We start from the raw sequence: 21,812 nt of genomic DNA on the forward strand, positions 1-21,812 counted from the left end.
CTCGCCCCGTGCGGAACATCCCGCTCTAGGCTGTTGTTTCAGCACTCGCAAGCATCGCTAGATCAGCGAATCAGATCGTGATTATTTAGGGATTGAGGAACGCATCGCATGACTCAGGCTCAGTCAAACGGGACCGAACCGGCCGTCCACGAGCTCATCATCATCGGCTCAGGACCCGCTGGGTACACGGCGGCCGTCTACGCGGCCCGCGCCCAGCTGAAGCCGATCGTGTTCGAGGGCACCCAGTTCGGTGGCGCCCTGATGACCACCACCGAGGTCGAGAACTATCCCGGATTCCGCGAAGGGATCATGGGTCCGGACCTCATGGATCAGATGCGTGAGCAGGCCATTCGCTTCGGTGCCGACCTGCGGACCGAAGACGTCGACGAGGTCTCCCTGCGCGGTGCCGTGAAGAGCGTCACCGTAGGCGACGAGGTGTACCGCGCCCGAGCAATCATCCTGGCCATGGGCGCCGCCCCGCGGTATCTCGGGGTACCGGGCGAGGACACCCTGCTGGGTCGCGGCGTGAGCTCCTGCGCCACCTGCGACGGATTCTTCTTCAAGGACCAAGACATCGCCGTCATCGGCGGGGGCGACTCAGCCATGGAAGAAGCGACATTCCTCACACGGTTTGCCCGTAGCGTGACCCTCATCCACCGCCGCGACGAGTTCCGCGCCTCCAAGATCATGCTGGAGCGCGCCTACGCAGACCCCAAGATCACCGTGCTGACCAACACCAAGATCCTCGGGGTCGAGGGCACCGACTCCGTCACCGGGCTCAAGCTCGAGAACGCCGTGACCGGGGAGGCCTCCCAGCTGCCCGTCACCGGGATGTTCGTCGCCGTCGGGCATGATCCGCGCAGCGAACTGGTGCGTGACGCCGTCGAGGTCGATCCCGATGGGTACGTGCTGGTGCGCGACCGCAGCACCTACACCTCGCTGGAGGGTGTGTTCGCCGCGGGAGACCTGGTGGACCGAACCTACCGACAGGCCGTCACCGCGGCCGGAAGCGGTTGTGCTGCAGCCATTGACGCCGAACGCTGGCTCGCCGAGACGGCCCATTCCCAGACCCTCATCGAGGCCTAGTTTTCGCCGCAACTCGAACTATGTAAGGAAGTAAGGAACCATGAGCGACCACGCAAGCATCACCGTCACCGACGATTCGTTCCAGGAGGACGTCGTCTCCAGCAACAAGCCAGTGCTGGTCGATTTCTGGGCGACCTGGTGCGGACCCTGCAAGATGGTGGCCCCGGTACTGGAAGAGATTGCCCGGGAGAACGCCGAGACGCTCACCATCGCCAAGCTCGACGTGGACGCCAACCCGGACACCGCCCGGGCGTTCCAGGTCACCTCGATCCCCACACTGATCCTTTTCCAGAACGGTGAAGCGACCAAGCGGATCGTCGGCGCCAAGAGCAAGTCGGCGTTGCTGCGTGAACTGGACGGAGTGGTCTAACCGGCCCGGCTCTTGCCGGTTAATGGGTACTAGGGTTTCGCCCATCGCCTAGGCATCTGAGACAATATTGCCGCCGGAGACGACAGACCGTTGCTGCCGGCGTCGGTGGTAGTGCGGTTTCTTGCGAAAGGCGGAGTATGACGACAGGCGCGTCGAACATTCGCCACGGCGATCGGGGACCCGCTGTCACCGAGGTCCGCGATGTGCTCACCGCGCTCGGGTTCCTTACCGACCCCGATGAAGCGCTGGCGACCGGCCGGCACGTCATCATTGACCATTTCGACGAGACACTTCACGATGCCGTTCGGGCCTTCCAGCAGCGCCGTGGCCTCCTCGTCGACGGCATCGTCGGCCCCGCGACCTATCGCACCCTCAAGGAAGCCTCATACCGGCTGGGGGCTCGCACGCTTTACCACCAGTTCTCCGCGCCGATGTATGGCGACGATGTGGCCACGCTGCAAAAACGCCTCCAGGATCTCGGGTTCTACACGGGCCTGGTGGACGGAAACTTCGGCCTGCAGACCTACAACTCGCTGATGTCGTACCAGCGGGAGTACGGGCTGACGGCCGACGGTATCTGCGGGCCCGAAACCCTGCGTTCCTTCCAGCTGTTGGGCCGCCATGTCACCGGTGGCTCCGCGCACGCGATCCGTGAGACCGAACACGTCCGCAACGCCGGCCCGCAGCTCTCGGGTAAGCGCATCGTGATCGACCCCGGTCTCGGCGGAACCGACCGCGGCGTCATCGTGCCGGGCCGCGAGGGGCCCACCAGTGAGGCAGATATCTTGTGGGACTTGGCAAGTCGCCTCGAGGGGCGGATGACCGCGATCGGGATGGAGACTTACATCTCGCGCGCCATCCAGAACAACCCCACCGATATTGAGCGCGCCACCTACGCCAACAACGTGGGCGCCGACCTGATGATCAGCCTGCGTTTCGACTCCCAGCCCACCGTGGTGGCCAGCGGAGTCGCCTCCTATCATTTCGGTAATCTGCATGGCTCGGTGTCCACCATCGGCCACATGCTGTCCGATTTCATTCAACGAGAAGTCACGGCGCGCACCGGGTTACGTGACTGTCGAGCACACGGCCGCACCTGGGACCTGCTGCGCCTGACCCGGATGCCTTGCGTACAGCTCGATATCGGCTACATCACCTCACCGAACGACGTCTCCGTCCTCAGCGCTGCCCATTACCGCGACGTGGTCGCCGAGTCGATCCTGGCAGCCGTGAAACGCGTATACCTGCTCGGCAAGAACGACAGGCCCACCGGCACCTTTACCTTTGACGAGCTACTCGCCCACGAACTGTCCGCCGGCGGCTAGTCCCCGCGAGTCACCTCGATCGCGCTCGCGGGGCAAATCTGCGCCGCATTGATCGCGTCCAAGGCATGACTGGCGTCGAGCATCCCCGTGTTCCGTGGCGCTGCGATTCCTTCTTCGTCCACGCAGAACAAATCCGGATGCTGCGCAATGCAGTATCCGGAGCCCATGCACAGATCCTGATCGACGGTGATAGAGATGTCGCCGCCCGATGCACCCATCATCAGAGCTTCGTCACAGTGACGGGTACACCGCCGTCAACAGTGACCGAGAAATTGAAGTGATGCTTGGGTTTCCAGCCGTCGGGCAACTCCAGCCGATACCGCTGGAAGATGATCGCCAATAGGAACTGCGCGTTCATATACGCCATCCCGGTACCAAGGCAGTGGTGCCGACCCGACCCGAACGGCATAAATGCCAGGCGTGGCCGACTCTTGACCAATGCCTCGTCGATGAATCGGTGGGGGTCGTATTCATCCGGGTCAGCCCACCACCGTGGGTCACGGTGCATCGAATACAGCGACGGACCGACGATGCTGTACTGCGGGATAAAGTACCCGCCGATGACATCGTCCTCCATGGCGAACCGGGGATTGAGCGGGTGGCCCTGCAGCCGCTGGCCTTCGTCGAAACACGCCTTGGTCCAAGGTAATTGAGGCAGATCCGCGAGAGTGGGCACTGCGTTGTCCAGGGTGTCGATTTCGCTATACAGACGTTGGAGACAAACTGGATGCGACAACAACATCGCCAGTGTCCACGAGAGCGAGGCCACTACGGTCTCGTACCCTCCAGCCATCAGAATCATCAGCTCCATGCTGAGATCCCGTTCAGACAACGGACTTCCGTCGTCGTAGGTGGCTTCCAACAGCAGACTCAACAGGTCCGGTGTCTCGATGGGGTTCTTTCGGCGCTGCTTGATAAGCCGTCGGGTGAGCCGCCACAATCGCACCATAGAACGTGGTGCACTATCCCTCCCGGGGAACGGAACTAGGTTGGGCAGCGGACTCATCAGCGTCGCGGAGGCCATCAGCGACATGAACGTCCGCAGATCGAGATCCGTTTCGTGGATCTCCTTTTCGGTGATCGACGAGGAGAACATCGCCCGCAGGAAGGCCGGCAGCGTCACCTGCGCAATCGCGTGCTGCACGTCGATTACTTGTCCGGTGTTGGCCACGCTGGACCACCCATCGATGCGCCGCACGAACTCGTCGGCAATCACGTCCGCGACCCGCGCGAGGTGTCGTCGCCCGAACATCGGCATGAGCATCCGCCGGCGCTGACGGAACTTCTCCCCCTCCATCATCGGAATGGCAGCGCCGATCATTCCCGCCACCGCATGGCCCGGACCGATCATGCTGTACCGACCGGTCGGGTCGTCCATTACCTGACTCGCGTAGTCCGGATGGTTCACCACGATCATGTGGCCGGCGACCGGGAACGGCAGCCGGTAGATGTCGCCATACTCGTTAGCGCATCGGCGAAGAAACTCAAAGGGCTCCCGGCGCATGTCGAGGGCGCTGCCGACGATGGGCAGGCCAACGGGGCCGGGCGGTGTCAGCGACGGCGAACCAACACCCCGCACGATGCTGGACGCCAGTGGAATCGATCCGCGGGCGATCCACAATGGGTCATGCCGCAGAGCCGCGAATTTCCCACGCGCCCTACCGATCTCGGTAACCTCGGCGACCGTTGGGTTCAACGGCAACGGCCCCCATGCTCCCGCTAGCTCCCGCGGCAATCCGACTATCGCTGGAGTACTTTCGATTTGGGCGGCAGGGCCTTCCATCGGACAGACTCCGTTGACCGACTCGACGAGCGACGGCTGCGGAATGCTCATGAGTTTCCTTTCCGGGTGGTCCGACTACGCGGGAACTGCGGACCGGGCGGTCGCGGTGCGCGCGGGGCCAAGCACCTTGGCCCCAACCTCGTCGCGGTACCGCTGGCAGGTGGGCGAATACGCCACGATGGCGACGGCGAGCAGATTCAGTGCGGTGGAGAGGACCGCCAATCCCCACGAAGGCGCCGGGCCCAGCCCGAGGTGGATCGCGAAGTAGTTGGGCAGTGTGCGGATGATGGTGTAGGCAAGGTATGCCCCTGGCGGTACGAAAGGGATTATTGCCCAACGGTATCCGTGCATATGCGGTCTGATCACGACGAGCACCCAGGCAATCATCACCAGGAATCCGCCGTTTTGCACCAGACTGGGCAGCGGAACGCCCAGCACCAATGCGTTGTTGCTGTAGTACTTCATGAGGCCGAAGTGACTGTTCACCATCTCGCCAATGCACTCGATGATCCCGAACACCACCGCGAATACGATGAGCGTCCTAGCGGCCCAACCCTTTTTGATCATCTCGTAGACCACCAACGCGGTCGGCGCGGTGCCGACCCAGACCAGCGGGACGAAGATCGGCAAGGGCCGATCGGCGATCGTCACATACGGCAGGGCGTTCGTCATGTACGTGGTGGCCCCGATCACGTCGAGCCACGGCTCGACAAAATACGGCAGAATTGTCACCCCGCTGAGCATGATGAGCCAATACATGAGGGCGTCCTCGTGCCTGCGGACCGTCATCCATCCCACCCAAACCAGCGAGATCAGCAAGCAGCCTGCGAGTACCGCAACCACCGTCCACGCCCACCATGGTGGGCATTCGATAACGGGTGGCGGGCCCCACTGCGCTCCCGTGGTCAGACGTGTCATCAGGAATCCTCTTCGGCGCCGGGTAATGGTCTGTTCGGCACAGTAATGTCCCTCTTGAGAATGTGTCAATCATTTAGAGACAAATCATTCCGCTCCACGACAGAATCGGCCAAGTCTGGGAATGGTCGGCTAGTCTCGACGACATGGTGAAGTCAGCCAGTTCCCCGACGCGAATGGCCGAACGGCAGCGCGCCCGCCGCAGTGAACTCGTCAAAGAAGAGGTGGTCGAGGCCGCCCTCGCCGAATTTTCCGAGCGCGGCTACCACCAGACCTCCATCGCACACATCGCCGAACGGCTCGGCACTGGACACTCGATGTTCTACCGGTACTTCGAGAACAAGCGAGACATCCTCGAACACGTGGTCCAGCACGCCACGCAACGCACCCTGGACACCCTCGTTCAGGTGCTCCCAGGGCACATCGCCTCTCTCGCCGAATTCCACGACTTCGCGGTGAATCTTGGGCTTGCATACATCGGGGTCATGTCGGAGGACCCCCGCCTGTCGCGGTTGATGCTGCAGCAGAGCGCAGCCGTGGACAAAGAAATGACCGAGCAGTTCTGCCGCGGATTCGATGCCGGCGCCACGGTTCTCGCCGGCCTACTGCGCGATGCCATCGAAATCGGTTATGTCCGAGCGGATATCGACGTTGAGTCCGTCGCCGATTCGGTAGTGGGCATCCCATTCGGTTTGATGCTCCGCCATGGGCACGATCCCAATCCGGAGATCCTGGCCTTACGCGTGCACGCCACCTGCGACTTGGTCTGCCGGGGAATCGCGAATCCGGACTACCGGGCACCCAACTAGAACGCGGCGCCCATCGCGGGACCCGCCCCGGCCGGCTGCGGAATCTGCACCGATTCCAGCAGCCGCTCCAGTGCCGCTTCGACCTCTGCCTTCCAGCCCAAGCCTTGATCCAGCTCCAACCGCAATCGTGGGAAATGCTGGTGAGGTGCCACCACCGTGAAGCCGACGTCTATCAGAAAGTTCGCGTCGATCATGCACTGCTCAATCGTGCACTCGCCCAGTACATCTGCAGCATCAGAGAATCTCGCCGTCGATAGGCCCCGCTGGCGAAGAGGGTCGGGCCCCGTTGATCCGCATAGTTCCAGCGCCTCGCTGGTCCGGCCGAATGCCTCCAGCGCCCGCACTCCGCGGCGCACCAACTCGGCGATCACGCTGGCGATAATGCTGTGCGGCAATCCATCTGACTCGTGCCCGGGCTCCACGCCCAGAGAGGTCAACAAGACAGCGTCGGCACTCACCGGCGCCGTCGGGAACAGTTGGGCGCGCGGCACTACGCCGGGCGGCGCGTACAACGCATATCCCGCGGTGTCGGGACGGGTCTGCGGACCGGTGATCGCGATCTGACCGCATGAACCCCACTCGAGCATGACCATCGACAGCCACGCTTCCTTCTCGAATTCGGGGTCCGACAGATGCTGACTCTCCCCGACGGTAGCGGGGTCCACTTCCCAGAAGACACACCGCCGGGCATGCTTGGGCAGCTGCTCGAAACCATCGAGCCGCAAAGGAACGATCCGAGCCGACACTGGTCTGTACGCCTCCACGTCCGGTCACCATGGCGCGCGGCACGCATCATGCGTCCGGCAACGCTTCAAGGATATGCGAAATTTCTAGTTTGGCACCCGTCGGCAGCGATGTGATGCTCCCCATCGGACGTCGCGGTTGCGCCCGCACGGAGAACTGCATCGTGGTGCCGAAAGTTCCTCATTACCAACAGTTTTCGTGAGGATCCGGCAGATCGCCGCATTTCACGTCACTGTGACGTTTCTGCCCTGTGGGCTAGGACGTTGCCTCGCCGGACATCATTTCGACAATTCGCTGCAAATCCTCGACCGAGCCGAACTCGACGACAATCTTGCCTTTGCGCTTGCCCAGGCTCACCGTCACGCGGGTGTCGAAGGTTCCCGAGAGCCGCTCGGCGACGTCTTGGAGCCCGGGCATCTGGATCGGCTTGCGTCGCGGCGACGGCTTGGGGGCGTCGCTGCGGTTCGCCAGCGTCACCGCTTCCTCCGCGGCGCGCACCGACATGCCCTCTGCCACGATCCGCGCGGCCAACTCTTCCTGTGCCTCCGCCCCACCCTCGAGGGCGAGCAGTGCACGCGCATGTCCGGCCGACAGCACACCGGCCGCGACTCGGCGCTGCACCGCGATGGGCAGGCGCAGCAGCCGAATCATGTTCGAGATCACGGGACGCGACCGCCCGATCCGAGACGCCAGTTCCTCGTGCGTCACATCAAACTCTTCAAGAAGCTGTTGGTAGGCGGCTGCCTCTTCCAAGGGGTTCAGCTGTGCTCGATGGATGTTCTCCAGCAGCGCATCGCGAAGCAGATTGTCGTCAGCGGTCTCCCGCACGATCGCCGGGATGGTATCCAACCCGGCCTCTTGGGTCGCGCGCCAGCGCCGCTCCCCCATCACGAGTTGGTAGCCGTCGATGTCCGGGACGGTCCGCACCACGATGGGCTGCATCACGCCAAACTCGCGGATGGAGTGGACCAGCTCGGCGAGCGCCTCCTCGTCGAACACCTGGCGCGGCTGCTTGGGGTTCGGCTTGATGGACGTCACCGGGATCTCCCGGTACACCGCACCGATATCGTTCGCCTGCGGTGGCGGAGATGACGCCGACGGGCCACCCCCGATGACGACGTCAGCTGCCGCCTCACCCAACCGCGGACCCGCTGGCATAGGCGACCCGTCTACCGGTGCGGTCGGGATGAGAGACGCCAGACCCCGTCCAAGCCCGCCCTTACGCCGTGCTGGAGACTGACTCATCGGTTACCTTCCCTCTTTGCATCCTCTTCACACGAACGGTTGATTCTCTCGCTGCGCAGCCGATTCACTATGCATCACTCGCCGGAGCCGGCCGCTGTGCGAGCTCTCGCGCGGCATCCAAATAGCTCAGCGCACCACGTGAACCCGGGTCGTAATCGAGGACGCTGGTCCCGTATCCAGGGGCCTCGGAGACCTTGACGCTGCGGGGAATGACGGAGGCCAGCACCTTGGCACCGAAGTGACTACGTACCTCGTCCGCCACCTGATCGGCGAGCTTGGTCCTGCCGTCGTACATGGTGAGCAGCACGGTCGACACGTGCAGGGCTGGGTTCAGGTGAGCGTGGACCAGCTCGATGTTGCGCAGGAGTTGGCCCACGCCCTCCAGGGCGTAGTACTCGCACTGGATGGGGATCAGCACTTCGTTGGCCGCAACGAGCGCGTTGACCGTCAACAGTCCCAACGACGGCGGGCAGTCGATGAAGACGAAGTCGAAGGCATCTGCAGGCAGGCCGGCCAGCGCGGAGCGCAGTCGTCCTTCGCGGGCGACCATCGACACCAGTTCGATCTCGGCGCCAGCGAGGTCGATCGTCGCGGGAACGCAGAACAGGTGCTCGCTCTGCGGGCTGCCCTGGATCGCGTCCTTAATCGGGATCTCACCAAGCAGCACCTCGTACGAGGACGGGGTGCCCGCGCGGTGATCGGCGCCCAGCGCGGTGCTCGCATTGCCCTGCGGATCGAGATCGATGACCAGAACGTTGAGGCCCTGTAGGGCCATCGCGGCCGCGAGGTTCACCGCCGTCGTCGTCTTCCCCACGCCGCCTTTCTGGTTGGCGATCGTGAGCATCCGGCGTTGCGTCGGCTTCGGAAGACGGACGGATCCCTGCTTGATTTGGGTAGCGCGCTGGGCTGCCGCACCGATCGGGGTCTCCGACTCCTTGAACTCCACGGGGGTCCGGTGACCGTCACCCGATGCGCCGGTTTCACGTGAAACATTGGGCGCATCGAGACCGGGCGTTCCTCGCCCGAGTTGGGCGCCCTTCCCGCGTGCGGGGGACTCGTCGCTCTTCACTGTCGTCTCCTTGACCAGATGCTCATCGGCTTCGCTTTCGGGAGCCACCGGAGGAGCTTCCCCGCCGACGGCCTCCGTCCCGTTCTTTCCGCCGCGCGACCACCACCGTGGTGGGCGGATCGAGGTACCGCGTGCCACATTGCACCACCCTCACATCATCAGCGCCAAGCAGACTCAGCGCACTTCCGTACTGCCGCACTTCTTCGTCAGCGCGATCGCCCTTGATCGCCAACATGCGACCGCCGATCCTCACCAAGGGAAGGGACCACCGGCCGATCTTGTCTAATGCTGCGACCGCTCGGGACGTCACCGCGTCCGCTCCACCAACCTCCGCGAGAACGGCCGGCTCTTCCGCCCGACCTCTCACCACCGATACATTGGTCAGCCCCAGCCGCTCGATCATTTCACGAAGGAAGTCGGTTCGGCGCAGCATCGGCTCGACCAGAGCAATCTGGACGTCGGGGCGTGCGATACCGAGCGGTATGCCAGGCAGACCAGCGCCACTCCCGACGTCGATCACGCGCTCGGCGGGATCAAGCAGCTCCCCCAGAACAGCGCTATTAAGAATGTGGCGCTCCCACAATCGGTCGGCCTCGCGCGGCCCAATCAGGCCGCGCTCCACACCGATCGTCGCGAGCGCATCAACGTACTCCACCGCAACGGAGAGCCGGTCGCCGAATACGTCAGACGCGGCCGCCGGCACCGGGAGAGTCTCGCCGTGTTTCACGTGAAACATTCCTCCCGGGGCGCGGCCACAGAATTACATAGATGGGATTTGGTGGCTATCAGTCGTTGAGGATGACGACGCGGCGCGACGGCTCCACGCCCTCGCTCTCGCTGTGCACACCGTCAACCGCGGCCACCGCATCGTGCACGATCTTGCGCTCGAAGGGAGTCATCGGCGAGAGCTCTTCGCGCTCCCCGGACTCCAGCACCTGCTTGGCGAGCTTGGTGCCGAGCGCAGCCAGCTCGTCGCGTCGACGGCCGCGCCAGTTCGCGACGTCGAGCATCAGACGGCTGCGCTCACCGGACTTCTGCTGGACCGCGAGTCGAGTCAGCTCCTGCAGCGCGTCCAGCACCTCGCCCTTGCGGCCCACGAGCTTCGACAAATCGCCGCCGCCGTCAATGCTGACGATCGCGCGATCCCCTTCGACATCCAGATCGATATCGCCGTCAAAGTCGAGGACATCCAGGAACTCCTCCAAGTAGTCGCCGGCGATCTCGCCTTCGGCGACCAAACGATCTTCCTGATTGCCGGGCCGCGGCGCCTCGGTCTCCGAGGCCTCGGTCTCCGGAGCATCTGGTGCCTCGGTGGTGGTCTCGGTGCCTTCGCTGGCCTTCGTATCGAGATCGGTCATCGTTCTTCTCCCTTTGTCACGCCCGTGCAGAATCGCGGGCGGTTAGCGCTTGCGGCGACGATCAGGCCGAGCACCCGGCTTCGGGGTGCGGCTCGTGGTGCCTGATCCATTTGTGGAATTCGGGGAAGCCTGTCCCCCGCTGTCTTCGTCCGTTCCACCGGACTCCGCGATCTCGGTGCCTCCGGCATCCTCTGCGGGCTCGTCTGATTGTTTGGCCGGCTGGTTCTTCCCACCGCGTGTCGGTTTGGCGCCCGGCTTGGGGGCGTTGGCCGCACGCCGGTCTAGATCCGCCTGCTTCTTCTCTTCTTCTTCCTCAGCGATCCTGTTGAAGACGTAGTGCTGCTGCCCGAACGTCCAGATGTTGTTCGCCACCCAGTACAGGATGATCGCAAGCGGCAAGAACGGTCCACCGACGACCACACCGAGCGGGAACACGTACAGGGCCAAACGGTTCATGATCTGGGTCTGCGGGTTCGCCTGTGCCTCCGGGCTTTGCCTCGCGATCGAGGCCCGGCTGTTGAAGTAGGTCGCGACACCCGCGAGGACCATCAGAGGCACCGCGACGCCCGCCACCGCCCACCGGTTGAATTCCGTGAACGCATCGAGGCCCGTCGTCTGAATCATGGTGGCACCCAGCGGCGCCCCGAACAGGTTCGCGTCAAGGAAGTTCGCCACATCGTGCGCGTTGAAGACGTAGTTGCCGGTGGCGCGGTTCGCCTCCACCGACATCTGCACCTGGCCGAAGCCGCCGGTCGTTCGGTTGAACGACCGCAACACATGGAACAGCCCCAGGAACACCGGGATCTGCGCCAACATCGGCAGGCAGCCCAGGATCGGATTAAACCCGTGATCGCGCTGCAGCTTCTGCATCTCTAGCGCCATCCGCTGGCGATCGTTTTTGTACTTCTTCTGCAGCGCCTTGATCTGGGGCTGCAGTTCCTGCATCTGGCGTGTGGTCCGGATCTGACGCACAAACGGCTTGTACAGAATCGCTCGGAGGGTGAAGACCAGGAACATCACGGAGAGCGCCCACGCAAAGAAGTTCTTGGGGCCCAACAGGTACGCGAACAACTTGTACCAAACCCACATGATGGCGGAGACCGGGTAATAGACGAACCCGAGGCTGAACCAATCAAACATCCGCTGTACTCCTCTGCACGCTCACGTGCGGTAGTCCCTCATGGTCGTGCCCGTCGTGGCGTTCAGGAATCGGATCCCATCCACCGTGGTGCCACGGCCCACACTTCAATAAGCGGATCGTCGCCAACCAGCTGCCGCGGATCAATCCGTGCACCGTCAACGCCTCGACCGCGTACTGACTGCAGGTCGGCATGAATCGGCAGCTCGGCAGCCGCATCGGGGAGATCCAGGTCTGATACAGGCGGATCAGAAAGATCGCGGCGCGCGCGGGGCGGCTTCTCATCGCGTCCGCTCGCGGCCCTGCTGCTCGGCTCGATCGATCCCGTCGCGTAATTGCTGACGCAGGCTCGCCGACAGTGCGGTTGCGCTGCTGGGCAATGCCCTGATCACCATTCGGTCCACCGGCTCAAGCCTGGGGAGCACTTCGGCTGCCGCGTGCCGGAGCCGGCGCGACACTCGGTGGCGTACCACCGCACCGCCGACCGACTTTCCAACAATCAGGCCAACCTTGGCGCCCTCAGCCTGCCCGTACTCGGAGCCCGAGTACCCGCGCTGCAGGTGAATCACCAAGTCCGCGTGGGCACTTCGTGCTCCACGCTTGACTGTCTGTCGGAATTCGGATGATTTGGTCATCCGGTGTCGAGTCGGCAACACCGACTACTACCTGCGCCCGAAAACTTAGGCGGAGAGTTCCCGACGGCCCTTAGCGCGCCGCACGGCAATGATCGCGCGACCCGCACGGGTACGCATACGCAACCGGAAGCCGTGCGTACGTGCGCGACGCCGGTTATTTGGCTGGAAGGTCCGCTTGCCCTTTGCCACTGTTACTACTCCTTCATGTCCATCACGTTCTCAGCCAGCACCACCCACGCCATACCTTCACGACGCATGCGATGTGGTGAGACGTTTCAGTCCGTTAATACTTCTCACTCGCCACCGGCGCGGTACCTACGAAATCTGGGATTTCATCCCCGATAACGTGCGGGTCGCGGCCGTGCCGCCAACGTTCGGGCGACTGTTTGAGGGTACTGACCTGCTCGACGCCGGTCAAACTGGTCACGTTCACCACGACGTAGACCAAACCCTTCGACAATTGTCGCGTACCCGACGATTTCGAACGAATGCGTACCGCCCTCACCTCGGCCGGTGTGTATGGCGTCGAGGATCTGGGCCAAATTTGTCAGCAATAACGCCATCCGGTACGTCACGGGCCAGGGCATCGAGCCCGGTCTATGATCACAGCCGTCACAGCCGTATCCCCGCGGCACAGGAGTCCGTCACCTTCGGCGAAACTTGTCACCGATGTCTCCTGATCGGTTGGCGGGGGGCTACAAAAACTGTTAGCTTCTGCGAATGCCGTTTCCACCGGGCGCATGCGTCGGAACCACCCACACGGGCCGATGCCGATCGAGGTCGGACACCGACTAGCCGGTCCCCCGGAACAGGTGATCCGAGGTGATCTCCTGGTAAGCGCACACTGACCACAATGGGGGTGGTCTGCTTTGTTGTCCACAGGTGTGGATAACCGTGTGGAAACCCGCGATCGATCCTTGGAAAGGGGCTAGTGTCAACGTGTCCCCTTCCAGCCAGAGAGATGCTCGCCGTTGACTGACGAACTGAATTCCCAGTTCACGGCGGTATGGAATACCGTCGTCTCCGAACTCAATGGCGATGACAGCCAGTATCTGTCGAGCTTTCCGCCGCTGACACCGCAGCAGCGCGCCTGGCTGACATTGGTCAAACCACTCACCCTTGCCGAGGGCTTCGCACTGCTCTCCGTGCCGTCGAGTTTCGTGCAAAACGAGATCGAACGACACCTGCGCGGGCCGATCGTGGAGGCACTCTCACGGCGGCTGGGAGAGAACGTCGAACTGGGAGTACGGATCGCGGCTCCGGCCGCTGGCGAAGATTCAGAAGTCGCCGGCCCCGCCCCCGAACTCGATCTCGACGAGGTCGATGAGACCAGTGAGGCGCTTGCCAGTGCACACGAATCGTGGCCCTCGTACTTCATCAACCGTCCCGGCGGCGCCGACAAGGCCGAGACGCCCGATACCAGCCTGAACGGGCGCTACACGTTCGAGTCCTTCGTCATCGGTGCATCCAACCGCTTCTCGCATGCCGCAGCAGTCGCGGTGTCCGAGGCGCCCGCGCGGGCCTACAACCCGTTATTCATCTGGGGTGAATCGGGGCTGGGCAAGACGCATCTGCTGCATGCGGCCGGGAACTACGCCCAACGATTGTTCCCGGGTATGCGCGTCAAATATGTCTCTACCGAAGAGTTCACCAACGACTTCATCAACTCTTTGCGCGATGACCGCCGGGTTGCCTTCAAACGCAGCTACCGCGACATCGATGTACTCCTGGTCGATGACATCCAGTTCATCGAGGGCAAGGAAGGTATCCAGGAAGAGTTCTTCCACACCTTCAACACCCTGCACAACGCCAACAAGCAGATCGTCATCTCCTCGGACCGCCCACCCAAGGGCCTGGCCACTCTGGAAGACCGCCTGCGTACCCGCTTCGAGTGGGGTCTGATTACCGACGTTCAACCCCCTGAACTGGAGACCCGGATCGCGATCCTGCGCAAAAAAGCGCAAATGGACCGCCTAGACGTCCCCGATGATGTGCTGGAACTCATCGCGAGCCGCATTGAACGCAATATCCGCGAACTCGAGGGCGCCCTCATCCGGGTCACCGCCTTCGCCTCCCTGAACAAGTCCCCCATCGAGCTGTCACTGGCCGAGATCGTGTTGCGTGACCTCATCCCCGACTCGAACTCCATCCAGATCAGTGCGGCCACCATCATGGCCGTCACTGCCGAATACTTCGACACCACCGTCGAAGAGCTACGTGGTCCAGGTAAGACACGCGCGCTAGCTCAGGCACGCCAGATCGCCATGTACCTGTGTCGTGAGCTCACCGACCTGTCCCTGCCCAAGATCGGGCAGACCTTCGGACGCGACCACACGACGGTCATGTACGCCGACAAGAAGATACGTGGCGAAATGGCCCAGCGGCGTGAGGTTTTCGATCATGTCAAGGAACTCACCGCGCGAATCCGTCAGCGCTCTCGACACTGACCTAGCGCCACCGCACCCTTCTCTCTCACTCTCTTTCCCTGCTTGCTTCCGCCGGCTGCAGGCCCTTCGTGCACCTATCGTCATTGCACGCACAACGCTTCATGTGTGTACGAAAATCGCCCTGTGTGGCTGCTTCGGGACCCTCAACACACACCTGTTTCAAGACTTTTCGAGATTTTTCTCGACAATTTTTTGTCACCTCGTGTGGCCCACACGTCACATCAACAACAGTTGGCGCTGTGCACAGGGCTGTGGACTGCTGTTGACCAACCTCGCCGTCGGTTGGGGGGTAGCTGAACGAACTACCGACCGTCCACATTCACGCCCAGTCCATTAGATCCCGATCCACAATCCCCTGACAGCCCACGAACCGCGTTGTCATGCGACAACACTTGTCTGTCCACAGATTCCACAGCACCTACTACTACTACTTAAATCTCTCTCTAGTCTTTCTCTTTAAAAGCAGTTGTGTGGATGGACCCGTCAACACGGCACGTCCGGTCGGTAACCCAGCGATGACAGACGGCGAAACAGAACGGCTTTCACGATGCGCCGAAAGCATCTACGGTTGTGCTTCGGAAGCCGCCTCGCCTGACGGCTTCCCACTCCGAGCGACAGGACGTGTGCCCGGTGCCCCCGGTTGATACCGGATGGCTGCCGGATGCGCTGTTCGTGCTGTCACCCGGTCGTGCCACGATGGCTATCACGGATTTTGTGTCAAAACAGTCCAACAGGACACCGAGGAAGCGAAGGGTATCCATGGATCTCGCGAGCCCCACTGCCGCAGACACCAGCCTGAAGTTCAGGGTCGCGCGAGACGACTTCGCAGATTCGGTGGCGTGGGTCGCCCGCAGCCTGCCGTCTCGGCCCACCGTCCCGGTGCTGGCTGGTGTGCTGCTCACCGCGCATGACACGGGTTTGGCGCTGTCGGGTTTCGATTACGAGGTTTCCGCGCAGGTGCAGGTGGCTGCCGAGGTTTCAACCGCCGGTAGTGCGCTGGTGTCGGGTCGGCTGCTCTCCGATATCACCCGGGCGCTGCCCAACAAGCCCGTGGATGTCGCGTTGGAGGGCACGCGTCTGCTGATCAGTTGCGGTAGCGCGAAGTTTTCGCTGCCGAGCATGCCCGTTGAGGATTACCCGGCGCTGCCAGCACTGCCAGAGGAGACAGGTGCGTTGGGTGCCGAGGTGTTCTCCGAGGCGATCGGTCAGGTCGCGGTGGCTGCCGGCAAGGACGACACACTGCCGATGCTGACTGGTATTCGGGTCGAAATCAACGGTGACACAGTGGTTTTGGCGGCAACCGACCGGTTCCGGTTGGCGGTTCGTGAGCTGAAGTGGACCTCCGGATCGAGCGAGACCAACGCCGCCGTGTTGGTGCCGGCTAAAACACTCTCCGAGGCCGCAAAGTCGGCGTCCAGCGGATCGGATGTGCAGCTGGCACTGGGAGCAGGCGCTGCCATCGGCTCGGAGGGCCTGCTGGGCATTGTCAGCAACGGCAAGCGCAGTACTACCCGCCTGCTGGATGCGGAGTTCCCTAAGTTCCGGCAGCTGCTTCCTACCGAACACACCGCGTTGGCGACGGTGGCCATCGGGGAATTGGTGGAAGCTATCAAACGTGTTGCGCTGGTAGCCGATCGCGGCGCGCAGATCCGCTTGGAGTTTGAGCCGGGGCTGCTGCGCCTATCGGCAGGTGCCGATGACGTGGGTCGTGCCGAGGAAGAGCTGGAAGTCGAGTTCGTCGGAGAACCCCTCACCATTGCCTTCAACCCGACCTATCTGACGGACGGGCTGGGGTCACTGCACTCGAACCGTGTGACGTTTGGTTTCACCACGCCAAGCCGCCCCGCCGTGCTGCGGCCCGCGGAAGACGATCAAAGCTCGCCGGACGGCTCCGGGCCGTTCACGGCAGCGCAAACTGACTATGTCTATCTATTGATGCCGGTGCGCTTGCCCGGCTAGGGCTAGCGCCCCTCACCGCGCATACGGACTGGTCATAGGAGGTTATGGGTCATGCAGCTGGGTTTGGTCGGATTAGGCAAGATGGGGTTCAACATGCGCGACCGGCTACGGGCCGGCGGGCATGAGGTCATCGGATACGATCCTCGCCCCGAGGTGACCGATGCCGGGTCGCTGAAGGCGTTGGCGGAGCAGTTGGCAGCGCCCCGCGTGGTGTGGGTGATGGTTCCGTCGGGACCGGTCACGCAGCAGACGATTGCCGAGCTCGCCGATGAGTTGTCCCCGGGAGACCTGGTTATCGACGGCGGAAACTCGCGGTTCACTGAGGACCAGCCGAATGCTGATCTGTTGGCGGCCAAGGGAATTGGCTACATCGACGCAGGGGTATCAGGCGGAGTGTGGGGCAAGGACAACGGCTACGGATTGATGGTCGGCGGTAGCGATGCCGACGTCAGCCGCGCGATGCCCATCTTCGACACGCTACGTCCCGAGGGTGAACGTGCCGACGGCTTTGTGCACGCGGGCCCGGTGGGCGCCGGTCACTACGCCAAGATGATCCACAACGGCATCGAGTATGGGCTGATGCATGCGTATGCCGAGGGGTACGAACTGCTGGCCGCAGAGCCGCTCATCACCGATGTGCAGGCGGTGCTGCAGGCCTGGACGAAGGGCACCGTTGTGCGGTCGTGGCTGCTGGATCTGTTGGCCAAGGCGCTCAAGGAAGACCCAGGCTTCGACGCTATCTCCGGGTACACCGAGGATTCGGGCGAGGGTCGTTGGACCGTCGAGGAGGCCATTAACCACCGGGTCCCTACTCCCGTCATTGCGGCAGCGTTGTTCGCGCGGTTCGCGTCCAGGCAAGAGGATTCACCGGCGATGAAGGCTGTTTCGGCGTTGCGTAACCAGTTCGGTGGCCACGCGGTCAAGCGCGTCGGTCTTTCTGGATAGTCGAGGCGCTCGGGCACGGTGTACGTACGACAGTTGGGGTTACGGGACTTCCGGTCGTGGGAGCGAGTGGACCTTGAGCTGGAACCCGGACGCACCGTGTTCGTCGGACCAAACGGCTACGGCAAGACGAATCTTCTTGAAGCACTGTGGTATTCGTCGACGCTTTCCTCGCACCGGGTCGCCACCGATGCACCGCTGATTCGCGCGGGCGCCGAGCGGGCAGTGGTGTCGACCATCGTGGTGAACGATGGGCGCGAGCTTGCCGTTGATCTGGAGATCACTGCGGGCCGGTCCAACAAGGCCCGGATTAATCGGTCCCCGGTCCGCAGCCCACGTGAAGTTGTCGGGATTCTGCACGCGGTCCTCTTCGCGCCCGAGGATTTGTCGTTGGTGCGCGGCGACCCGGGCGAGCGCCGACGGTTCCTGGATGATTTGTTGATCCAACGGCGGCCGCGGATGGCGGGGGTGCGTGCGGACTACGACAAGGTGCTGCGGCAGCGCACCGCGTTACTCAAGACAGCCAGTGCGGCGCTGCGCCAACGCAATGATCAAAGTGTGTTGGAGACTCTGGATGTGTGGGACGGACATCTGATTGCACACGGTGCGGAATTGCTTTCCGCAAGAATAGAATTGGTGGCCGAGCTGCAGCCGCTGGTGGAAAAGTCGTACCAGTTGCTAGCCCCGGCGTCGCGCCCGGCCGATATCGCGTACCGCAGCAGCGTTGAGGGCATTGACGGGGAGTTATCCGTGGAACGTCTCGCGGATGCGCTGCAGGCGGGGCTGACCGCGAAACGATCCGCGGAAATCGAGCGCGGGGTGTGTCTGGTGGGACCACACCGCGATGACGTGGAGTTGCGGCTCGGCGATGGGCCAGCGAAGGGATTCGCCAGTCACGGCGAGTCGTGGTCGTTCGCGTTGGCGTTGCGGTTGGCAGCGTTCGATCTGTTGCGCTCGGAGGGCACCGATCCGCTGCTGATGCTCGATGACGTGTTCGCCGAACTCGATGGCGCACGGCGCCGATCGTTGGCCACGGTGGCCGCCGACGCCGAGCAGGTGTTGGTGACCGCGGCGGTTCCGGAGGACGTTCCCGAGGAATTGTCGGCCCGCACGGTTACCGTCGAGGTGCACGAAGACGCGGACAACCCTGGTGGACGAAAGTCGGTGGCGCATGAGTGACGAGCCGGACAAGGCCTGGCCGCCGGAGCACCTGGCCGGGGTGACCGGGATGGATTTGGTGCGGCGGGTCCTCGAAGAGGCACGGGGCGCGGCCAAACAGCAGGGCAAGGATATTGGCCGCGGAGGCCGGTCCCCCCAACAGCGTCGCCGGGTGGCCGGGGGTCGCCGGACGTGGTCGGGGCCGGGACCGGACGCACGCGATCCACAGCTATTGGGAAGGGCCGCAGGCGATTTGGCGAATCGCCGGGGATGGTCTACCCGGGTGTCGGAGGGTGCGGTGTTCGGTCGGTGGGAGACCGTGGTCGGTGAGCAGATCGCCGCACATGCGACACCGACGGCGCTTAACGAGGGTGTGTTGACGGTCGCCGCAGAGTCGACGGCGTGGGCAACGCAGCTGCGGCTGGTGCAGGCACAGCTGCTTGCGAAGATCGCGGCCGCCGTGGGTGATGGTGTGGTGACGAGTTTGAAGATCTCCGGGCCGACGGCGCCGTCCTGGCGCAAGGGGCCGAGGCATATCGCTGGACGCGGTCCTCGAGACACCTACGGATGAGGGCTGATCGTGGCGTCATGCCACAGAACCCGCACCTGGAGCGTCGGGACACGGGCTGATCCGAGATATGCGGCGGACGGCGTAAATAGGGGGGACGAAACGTGCCCTGAAACTAGGTGCCGTCAGCGCAGACCAGTAGGATGGCTGTAAGACGGTTTGCAGGGTTCCCTGTTCGTACAGCGGGGCCCGCGAGAGTCGTTCCTTCCAGACAGGAGACAAAGTCGATCGTGGCTGCCCCGAAGAAGAGTGCCAAGAACGAATACGGTGCCGATTCGATCAAGGTACTTGAAGGGCTCGAAGCCGTCCGGAAACGGCCGGGCATGTACATCGGTTCTACCGGTGAGCGGGGTCTGCACCACCTGATCTGGGAAGTCGTCGATAACGCCGTAGACGAGGCGATGGCGGGTTTCGCCGACAAGGTGATTGTCCGGATTCTTGAGGACGGCGGCGTCGAGGTTGTCGACAACGGCCGTGGCATCCCGGTCGGCATGCACTCCACGGGTATCCCGACGGTCGACGTTGTTATGACGGTGTTGCACGCCGGTGGAAAGTTCGAAGAAGGCGCCTACAGTGTTTCCGGCGGTCTGCACGGCGTCGGTGTTTCTGTGGTCAACGCACTCTCCAGCCGGTTGGAAGCAGACATCAGGACCGATGGTTTCGAGTGGTTCCAGACCTACGACAAGTCGGTACCCGGCACGTTGCGTCAAGGCGACAAGACTAAGCAGACCGGCACCACGATCAGGTTCTGGGCCGACCCGGATGTTTTCGAAACCACCACCTACGACTTCGAGACCGTCGCGCGTCGACTGCAGGAGATGGCCTTCCTGAATAAGGGCCTGACGATCGAACTGACCGACGAACGCGTCAGTAAGGCCGATGTGACGGACGAGGTGGTCAGCGGCACTGCCGAAGCACCGAAGACGGCCGAGGAACAAGCCGCGGAATCGGCGGCGCCGCATAAGGTTAAGAACCGCGTGTTCCACTACCCGGGTGGGTTGGTGGACTTCGTTAAGCACATCAACCGCACCAAGTCGCCTATCCACACCACCATCGTGGACTTCTCCGGCAAGGGTGAGGGTCACGAGGCCGAGATCGCGATGCAGTGGAATGCAGGCTATTCCGAGTCGGTGCACACCTTCGCGAACACCATCAATACCCACGAGGGCGGCACGCACGAGGAAGGCTTCCGTGCGGCGCTTACCACGGTAGTGAACAAGTACGCCAAGGAGAAGAAGCTCCTCAAGGAGAAGGACTCCAACCTGACCGGCGATGACATCCGCGAGGGCCTGGCCGCCGTGATCTCGGTGAAGGTAAGCGAGCCGCAGTTCGAGGGCCAGACCAAGACCAAACTGGGTAACACCGAGGTCAAGTCGTTTGTGCAGAAGGTATGCAACGAGCAGCTGCAACATTGGTTCGACTCGAACCCGGCGGACGCTAAAACCGTTGTCAACAAGGCAGTTTCATCGGCACAGGCACGGATCGCGGCGCGCAAGGCCCGCGAGCTGGTGCGCCGTAAGAGCGCCACCGATATTGGTGGGCTGCCCGGCAAGCTGGCCGACTGCCGCTCCACGGATCCGTCGAAGTCGGAACTTTATGTGGTGGAGGGCGACTCGGCCGGAGGCTCGGCCAAGAGTGGTCGCGACTCGATGTTCCAGGCGATCCTGCCGCTGCGCGGAAAGATCATCAACGTCGAAAAGGCCCGTATTGACCGGGTTTTGAAGAACACCGAAGTCCAGGCGATCATCACCGCGCTGGGCACCGGCATTCACGACGAGTTCGACATCGCCAAGCTGCGGTATCACAAGGTCGTGCTGATGGCCGACGCTGACGTTGACGGACAACACATTTCGACGCTGCTGCTGACGTTGCTGTTCCGGTTCATGCGTCCGCTGGTCGAGCACGGACACATCTTCTTGGCGCAGCCGCCGCTGTACAAGTTGAAGTGGCAGCGCACCCTGCCGGAGTTCGCCTACTCCGACCGTGAACGTGACGGGTTGATGGAGGCCGGTCTCAAGGCCGGCAAGAAAATCAACAAGGACGATGGCATTCAGCGCTACAAGGGTCTCGGCGAGATGGACGCCAAGGAGCTGTGGGAAACCACGATGGATCCGTCCGTGCGTGTGTTGCGTCAGATCACCCTGGATGACGCGGCCGCAGCCGACGAACTGTTCTCGATCCTGATGGGCGAGGACGTCGAGGCGCGCCGCAGCTTCATCACCCGCAACGCCAGGGATGTGCGCTTTCTCGACGTCTAGCCG

At 62.9% G+C, this 21,812-nt stretch carries 22 protein-coding genes and 1 pseudogene; 11 read left to right on the forward strand and 12 right to left on the reverse strand.

Annotated features, from left to right (window positions below; translation table 11 throughout):
* Positions 1 to 108: 108 nt before the first annotated feature.
* From trxB to FZI91_RS16640, 3 genes are all read left to right on the forward strand, one after another.
* Positions 109 to 1,086 (forward strand): thioredoxin-disulfide reductase, encoded by a 978-nt coding sequence (gene trxB / locus FZI91_RS16630; RefSeq protein ID WP_155940216.1) that lies wholly within the window; start codon positions 109 to 111, stop codon positions 1,084 to 1,086.
* Between the two features lie 40 nt (positions 1,087 to 1,126).
* Positions 1,127 to 1,456, forward strand: coding sequence for a thioredoxin (gene trxA, locus FZI91_RS16635; RefSeq protein WP_155940217.1), 330 nt, complete (start codon positions 1,127 to 1,129; stop codon positions 1,454 to 1,456).
* A 137-nt stretch (positions 1,457 to 1,593) separates the two neighbouring features.
* Positions 1,594 to 2,781 carry an N-acetylmuramoyl-L-alanine amidase gene (locus tag FZI91_RS16640; protein WP_155940218.1) on the forward strand — a complete coding sequence of 396 codons (1,188 nt, stop codon included), beginning with the start codon at positions 1,594 to 1,596 and terminating at the stop codon, positions 2,779 to 2,781.
* Here FZI91_RS16640 and FZI91_RS16645 read toward each other — a convergent pair.
* The 3 genes from FZI91_RS16645 to FZI91_RS16655 all read right to left on the reverse strand — a co-directional run bounded on the left by FZI91_RS16645 (position 2,778) and on the right by FZI91_RS16655 (position 5,482).
* A complete protein-coding gene (locus tag FZI91_RS16645) occupies positions 2,778 to 3,002 on the reverse strand; it encodes a ferredoxin (RefSeq protein WP_239001727.1) in 225 nt (74 codons plus the stop codon). The genes FZI91_RS16640 and FZI91_RS16645 overlap by 4 nt on opposite strands.
* Positions 3,002 to 4,564, reverse strand: a complete 1,563-nt coding sequence (locus FZI91_RS16650; RefSeq protein WP_155940452.1) for a cytochrome P450 — start codon at positions 4,562 to 4,564, stop codon at positions 3,002 to 3,004. The genes FZI91_RS16645 and FZI91_RS16650 overlap by 1 nt, the downstream gene beginning before the upstream one ends.
* Before the next feature lie 75 nt (positions 4,565 to 4,639).
* Positions 4,640 to 5,482 (reverse strand): hypothetical protein, encoded by an 843-nt coding sequence (locus tag FZI91_RS16655; protein ID WP_155940219.1) that lies wholly within the window; start codon positions 5,480 to 5,482, stop codon positions 4,640 to 4,642.
* Positions 5,483 to 5,625: 143 nt separating this feature from the next.
* On the opposite strand from FZI91_RS16655, the gene FZI91_RS16660 reads away from it, so the two are divergent.
* A complete protein-coding gene (locus tag FZI91_RS16660; protein ID WP_155940220.1) occupies positions 5,626 to 6,288 on the forward strand; it encodes a TetR/AcrR family transcriptional regulator in 663 nt (220 codons plus the stop codon).
* On the opposite strand, the gene FZI91_RS16665 is transcribed toward FZI91_RS16660, so the two are convergent.
* The 9 genes from FZI91_RS16665 to rpmH form a co-directional block, all read right to left on the reverse strand.
* Entirely contained in the window at positions 6,285 to 7,034 is a 750-nt protein-coding gene (locus tag FZI91_RS16665; protein WP_162525967.1) for an acetyltransferase, read from the reverse strand. The genes FZI91_RS16660 and FZI91_RS16665 overlap by 4 nt on opposite strands.
* 253 nt (positions 7,035 to 7,287) lie before the next feature.
* The gene (locus FZI91_RS16670; RefSeq protein WP_155940221.1) at positions 7,288 to 8,277 is read right to left on the reverse strand and encodes a ParB/RepB/Spo0J family partition protein; all 990 of its coding nucleotides are present in this window, start codon (positions 8,275 to 8,277) and stop codon (positions 7,288 to 7,290) included.
* 67 nt (positions 8,278 to 8,344) lie between these two features.
* Positions 8,345 to 9,223: a ParA family protein gene (locus FZI91_RS16675; protein WP_162525968.1), complete on the reverse strand. Its 879-nt coding sequence runs from the start codon at positions 9,221 to 9,223 to the stop codon at positions 8,345 to 8,347.
* 145 nt (positions 9,224 to 9,368) lie between these two features.
* Positions 9,369 to 10,082 (reverse strand): 16S rRNA (guanine(527)-N(7))-methyltransferase RsmG, encoded by a 714-nt coding sequence (gene rsmG / locus FZI91_RS16680; protein ID WP_155940222.1) that lies wholly within the window; start codon positions 10,080 to 10,082, stop codon positions 9,369 to 9,371.
* A gap of 49 nt (positions 10,083 to 10,131) precedes the next feature.
* Positions 10,132 to 10,704 (reverse strand): protein jag, encoded by a 573-nt coding sequence (locus tag FZI91_RS16685; RefSeq protein ID WP_155940223.1) that lies wholly within the window; start codon positions 10,702 to 10,704, stop codon positions 10,132 to 10,134.
* A gap of 42 nt (positions 10,705 to 10,746) precedes the next feature.
* Positions 10,747 to 11,844: a membrane protein insertase YidC gene (yidC, locus tag FZI91_RS16690; RefSeq protein ID WP_155940224.1), complete on the reverse strand. Its 1,098-nt coding sequence runs from the start codon at positions 11,842 to 11,844 to the stop codon at positions 10,747 to 10,749.
* Entirely contained in the window at positions 11,837 to 12,127 is a 291-nt protein-coding gene (gene yidD, locus FZI91_RS16695) for a membrane protein insertion efficiency factor YidD (protein WP_155940225.1), read from the reverse strand. The genes yidC and yidD overlap by 8 nt, the downstream gene beginning before the upstream one ends.
* Complete coding sequence (rnpA, locus tag FZI91_RS16700; protein WP_162525953.1) at positions 12,124 to 12,498, reverse strand: ribonuclease P protein component; 375 nt, start codon at positions 12,496 to 12,498, stop codon at positions 12,124 to 12,126. The genes yidD and rnpA overlap by 4 nt, the downstream gene beginning before the upstream one ends.
* A gap of 24 nt (positions 12,499 to 12,522) precedes the next feature.
* Positions 12,523 to 12,666, reverse strand: coding sequence for a 50S ribosomal protein L34 (rpmH, locus tag FZI91_RS16705; RefSeq protein ID WP_162525954.1), 144 nt, complete (start codon positions 12,664 to 12,666; stop codon positions 12,523 to 12,525).
* A gap of 412 nt (positions 12,667 to 13,078) precedes the next feature.
* Between rpmH and FZI91_RS24040 the strand changes: the two are divergent.
* The 7 genes and pseudogenes from FZI91_RS24040 to gyrB all read left to right on the forward strand — a co-directional run.
* Positions 13,079 to 13,325 (forward strand): annotated as a pseudogene (locus tag FZI91_RS24040) (hypothetical protein); the annotation flags it as partial.
* Positions 13,326 to 13,448: 123 nt separating this feature from the next.
* Positions 13,449 to 14,924, forward strand: coding sequence for a chromosomal replication initiator protein DnaA (gene dnaA, locus FZI91_RS16715; protein ID WP_155940228.1), 1,476 nt, complete (start codon positions 13,449 to 13,451; stop codon positions 14,922 to 14,924).
* 759 nt (positions 14,925 to 15,683) lie between these two features.
* On the forward strand, positions 15,684 to 16,883 hold the full coding sequence (dnaN, locus tag FZI91_RS16720; protein ID WP_155940229.1) for a DNA polymerase III subunit beta: 1,200 nt from the start codon (positions 15,684 to 15,686) through the stop codon (positions 16,881 to 16,883).
* Between the two features lie 21 nt (positions 16,884 to 16,904).
* Entirely contained in the window at positions 16,905 to 17,828 is a 924-nt protein-coding gene (gene gnd / locus FZI91_RS16725) for a phosphogluconate dehydrogenase (NAD(+)-dependent, decarboxylating) (RefSeq protein WP_309224110.1), read from the forward strand.
* Positions 17,829 to 17,846: 18 nt separating this feature from the next.
* Positions 17,847 to 19,004: a DNA replication/repair protein RecF gene (gene recF / locus FZI91_RS16730; protein ID WP_162525955.1), complete on the forward strand. Its 1,158-nt coding sequence runs from the start codon at positions 17,847 to 17,849 to the stop codon at positions 19,002 to 19,004.
* Complete coding sequence (locus FZI91_RS16735) at positions 18,997 to 19,554, forward strand: DUF721 family protein (RefSeq protein WP_155940231.1); 558 nt, start codon at positions 18,997 to 18,999, stop codon at positions 19,552 to 19,554. The genes recF and FZI91_RS16735 overlap by 8 nt, the downstream gene beginning before the upstream one ends.
* A 227-nt stretch (positions 19,555 to 19,781) precedes the next feature.
* Positions 19,782 to 21,809 carry a DNA topoisomerase (ATP-hydrolyzing) subunit B gene (gene gyrB, locus FZI91_RS16740; protein WP_162525956.1) on the forward strand — a complete coding sequence of 676 codons (2,028 nt, stop codon included), beginning with the start codon at positions 19,782 to 19,784 and terminating at the stop codon, positions 21,807 to 21,809.
* Positions 21,810 to 21,812: the final 3 nt, after the last annotated feature.

This window comes from Mycobacteroides sp. CBMA 271, assembly GCF_009729205.1.
GTDB lineage: Bacteria > Actinomycetota > Actinomycetes > Mycobacteriales > Mycobacteriaceae > Mycobacterium.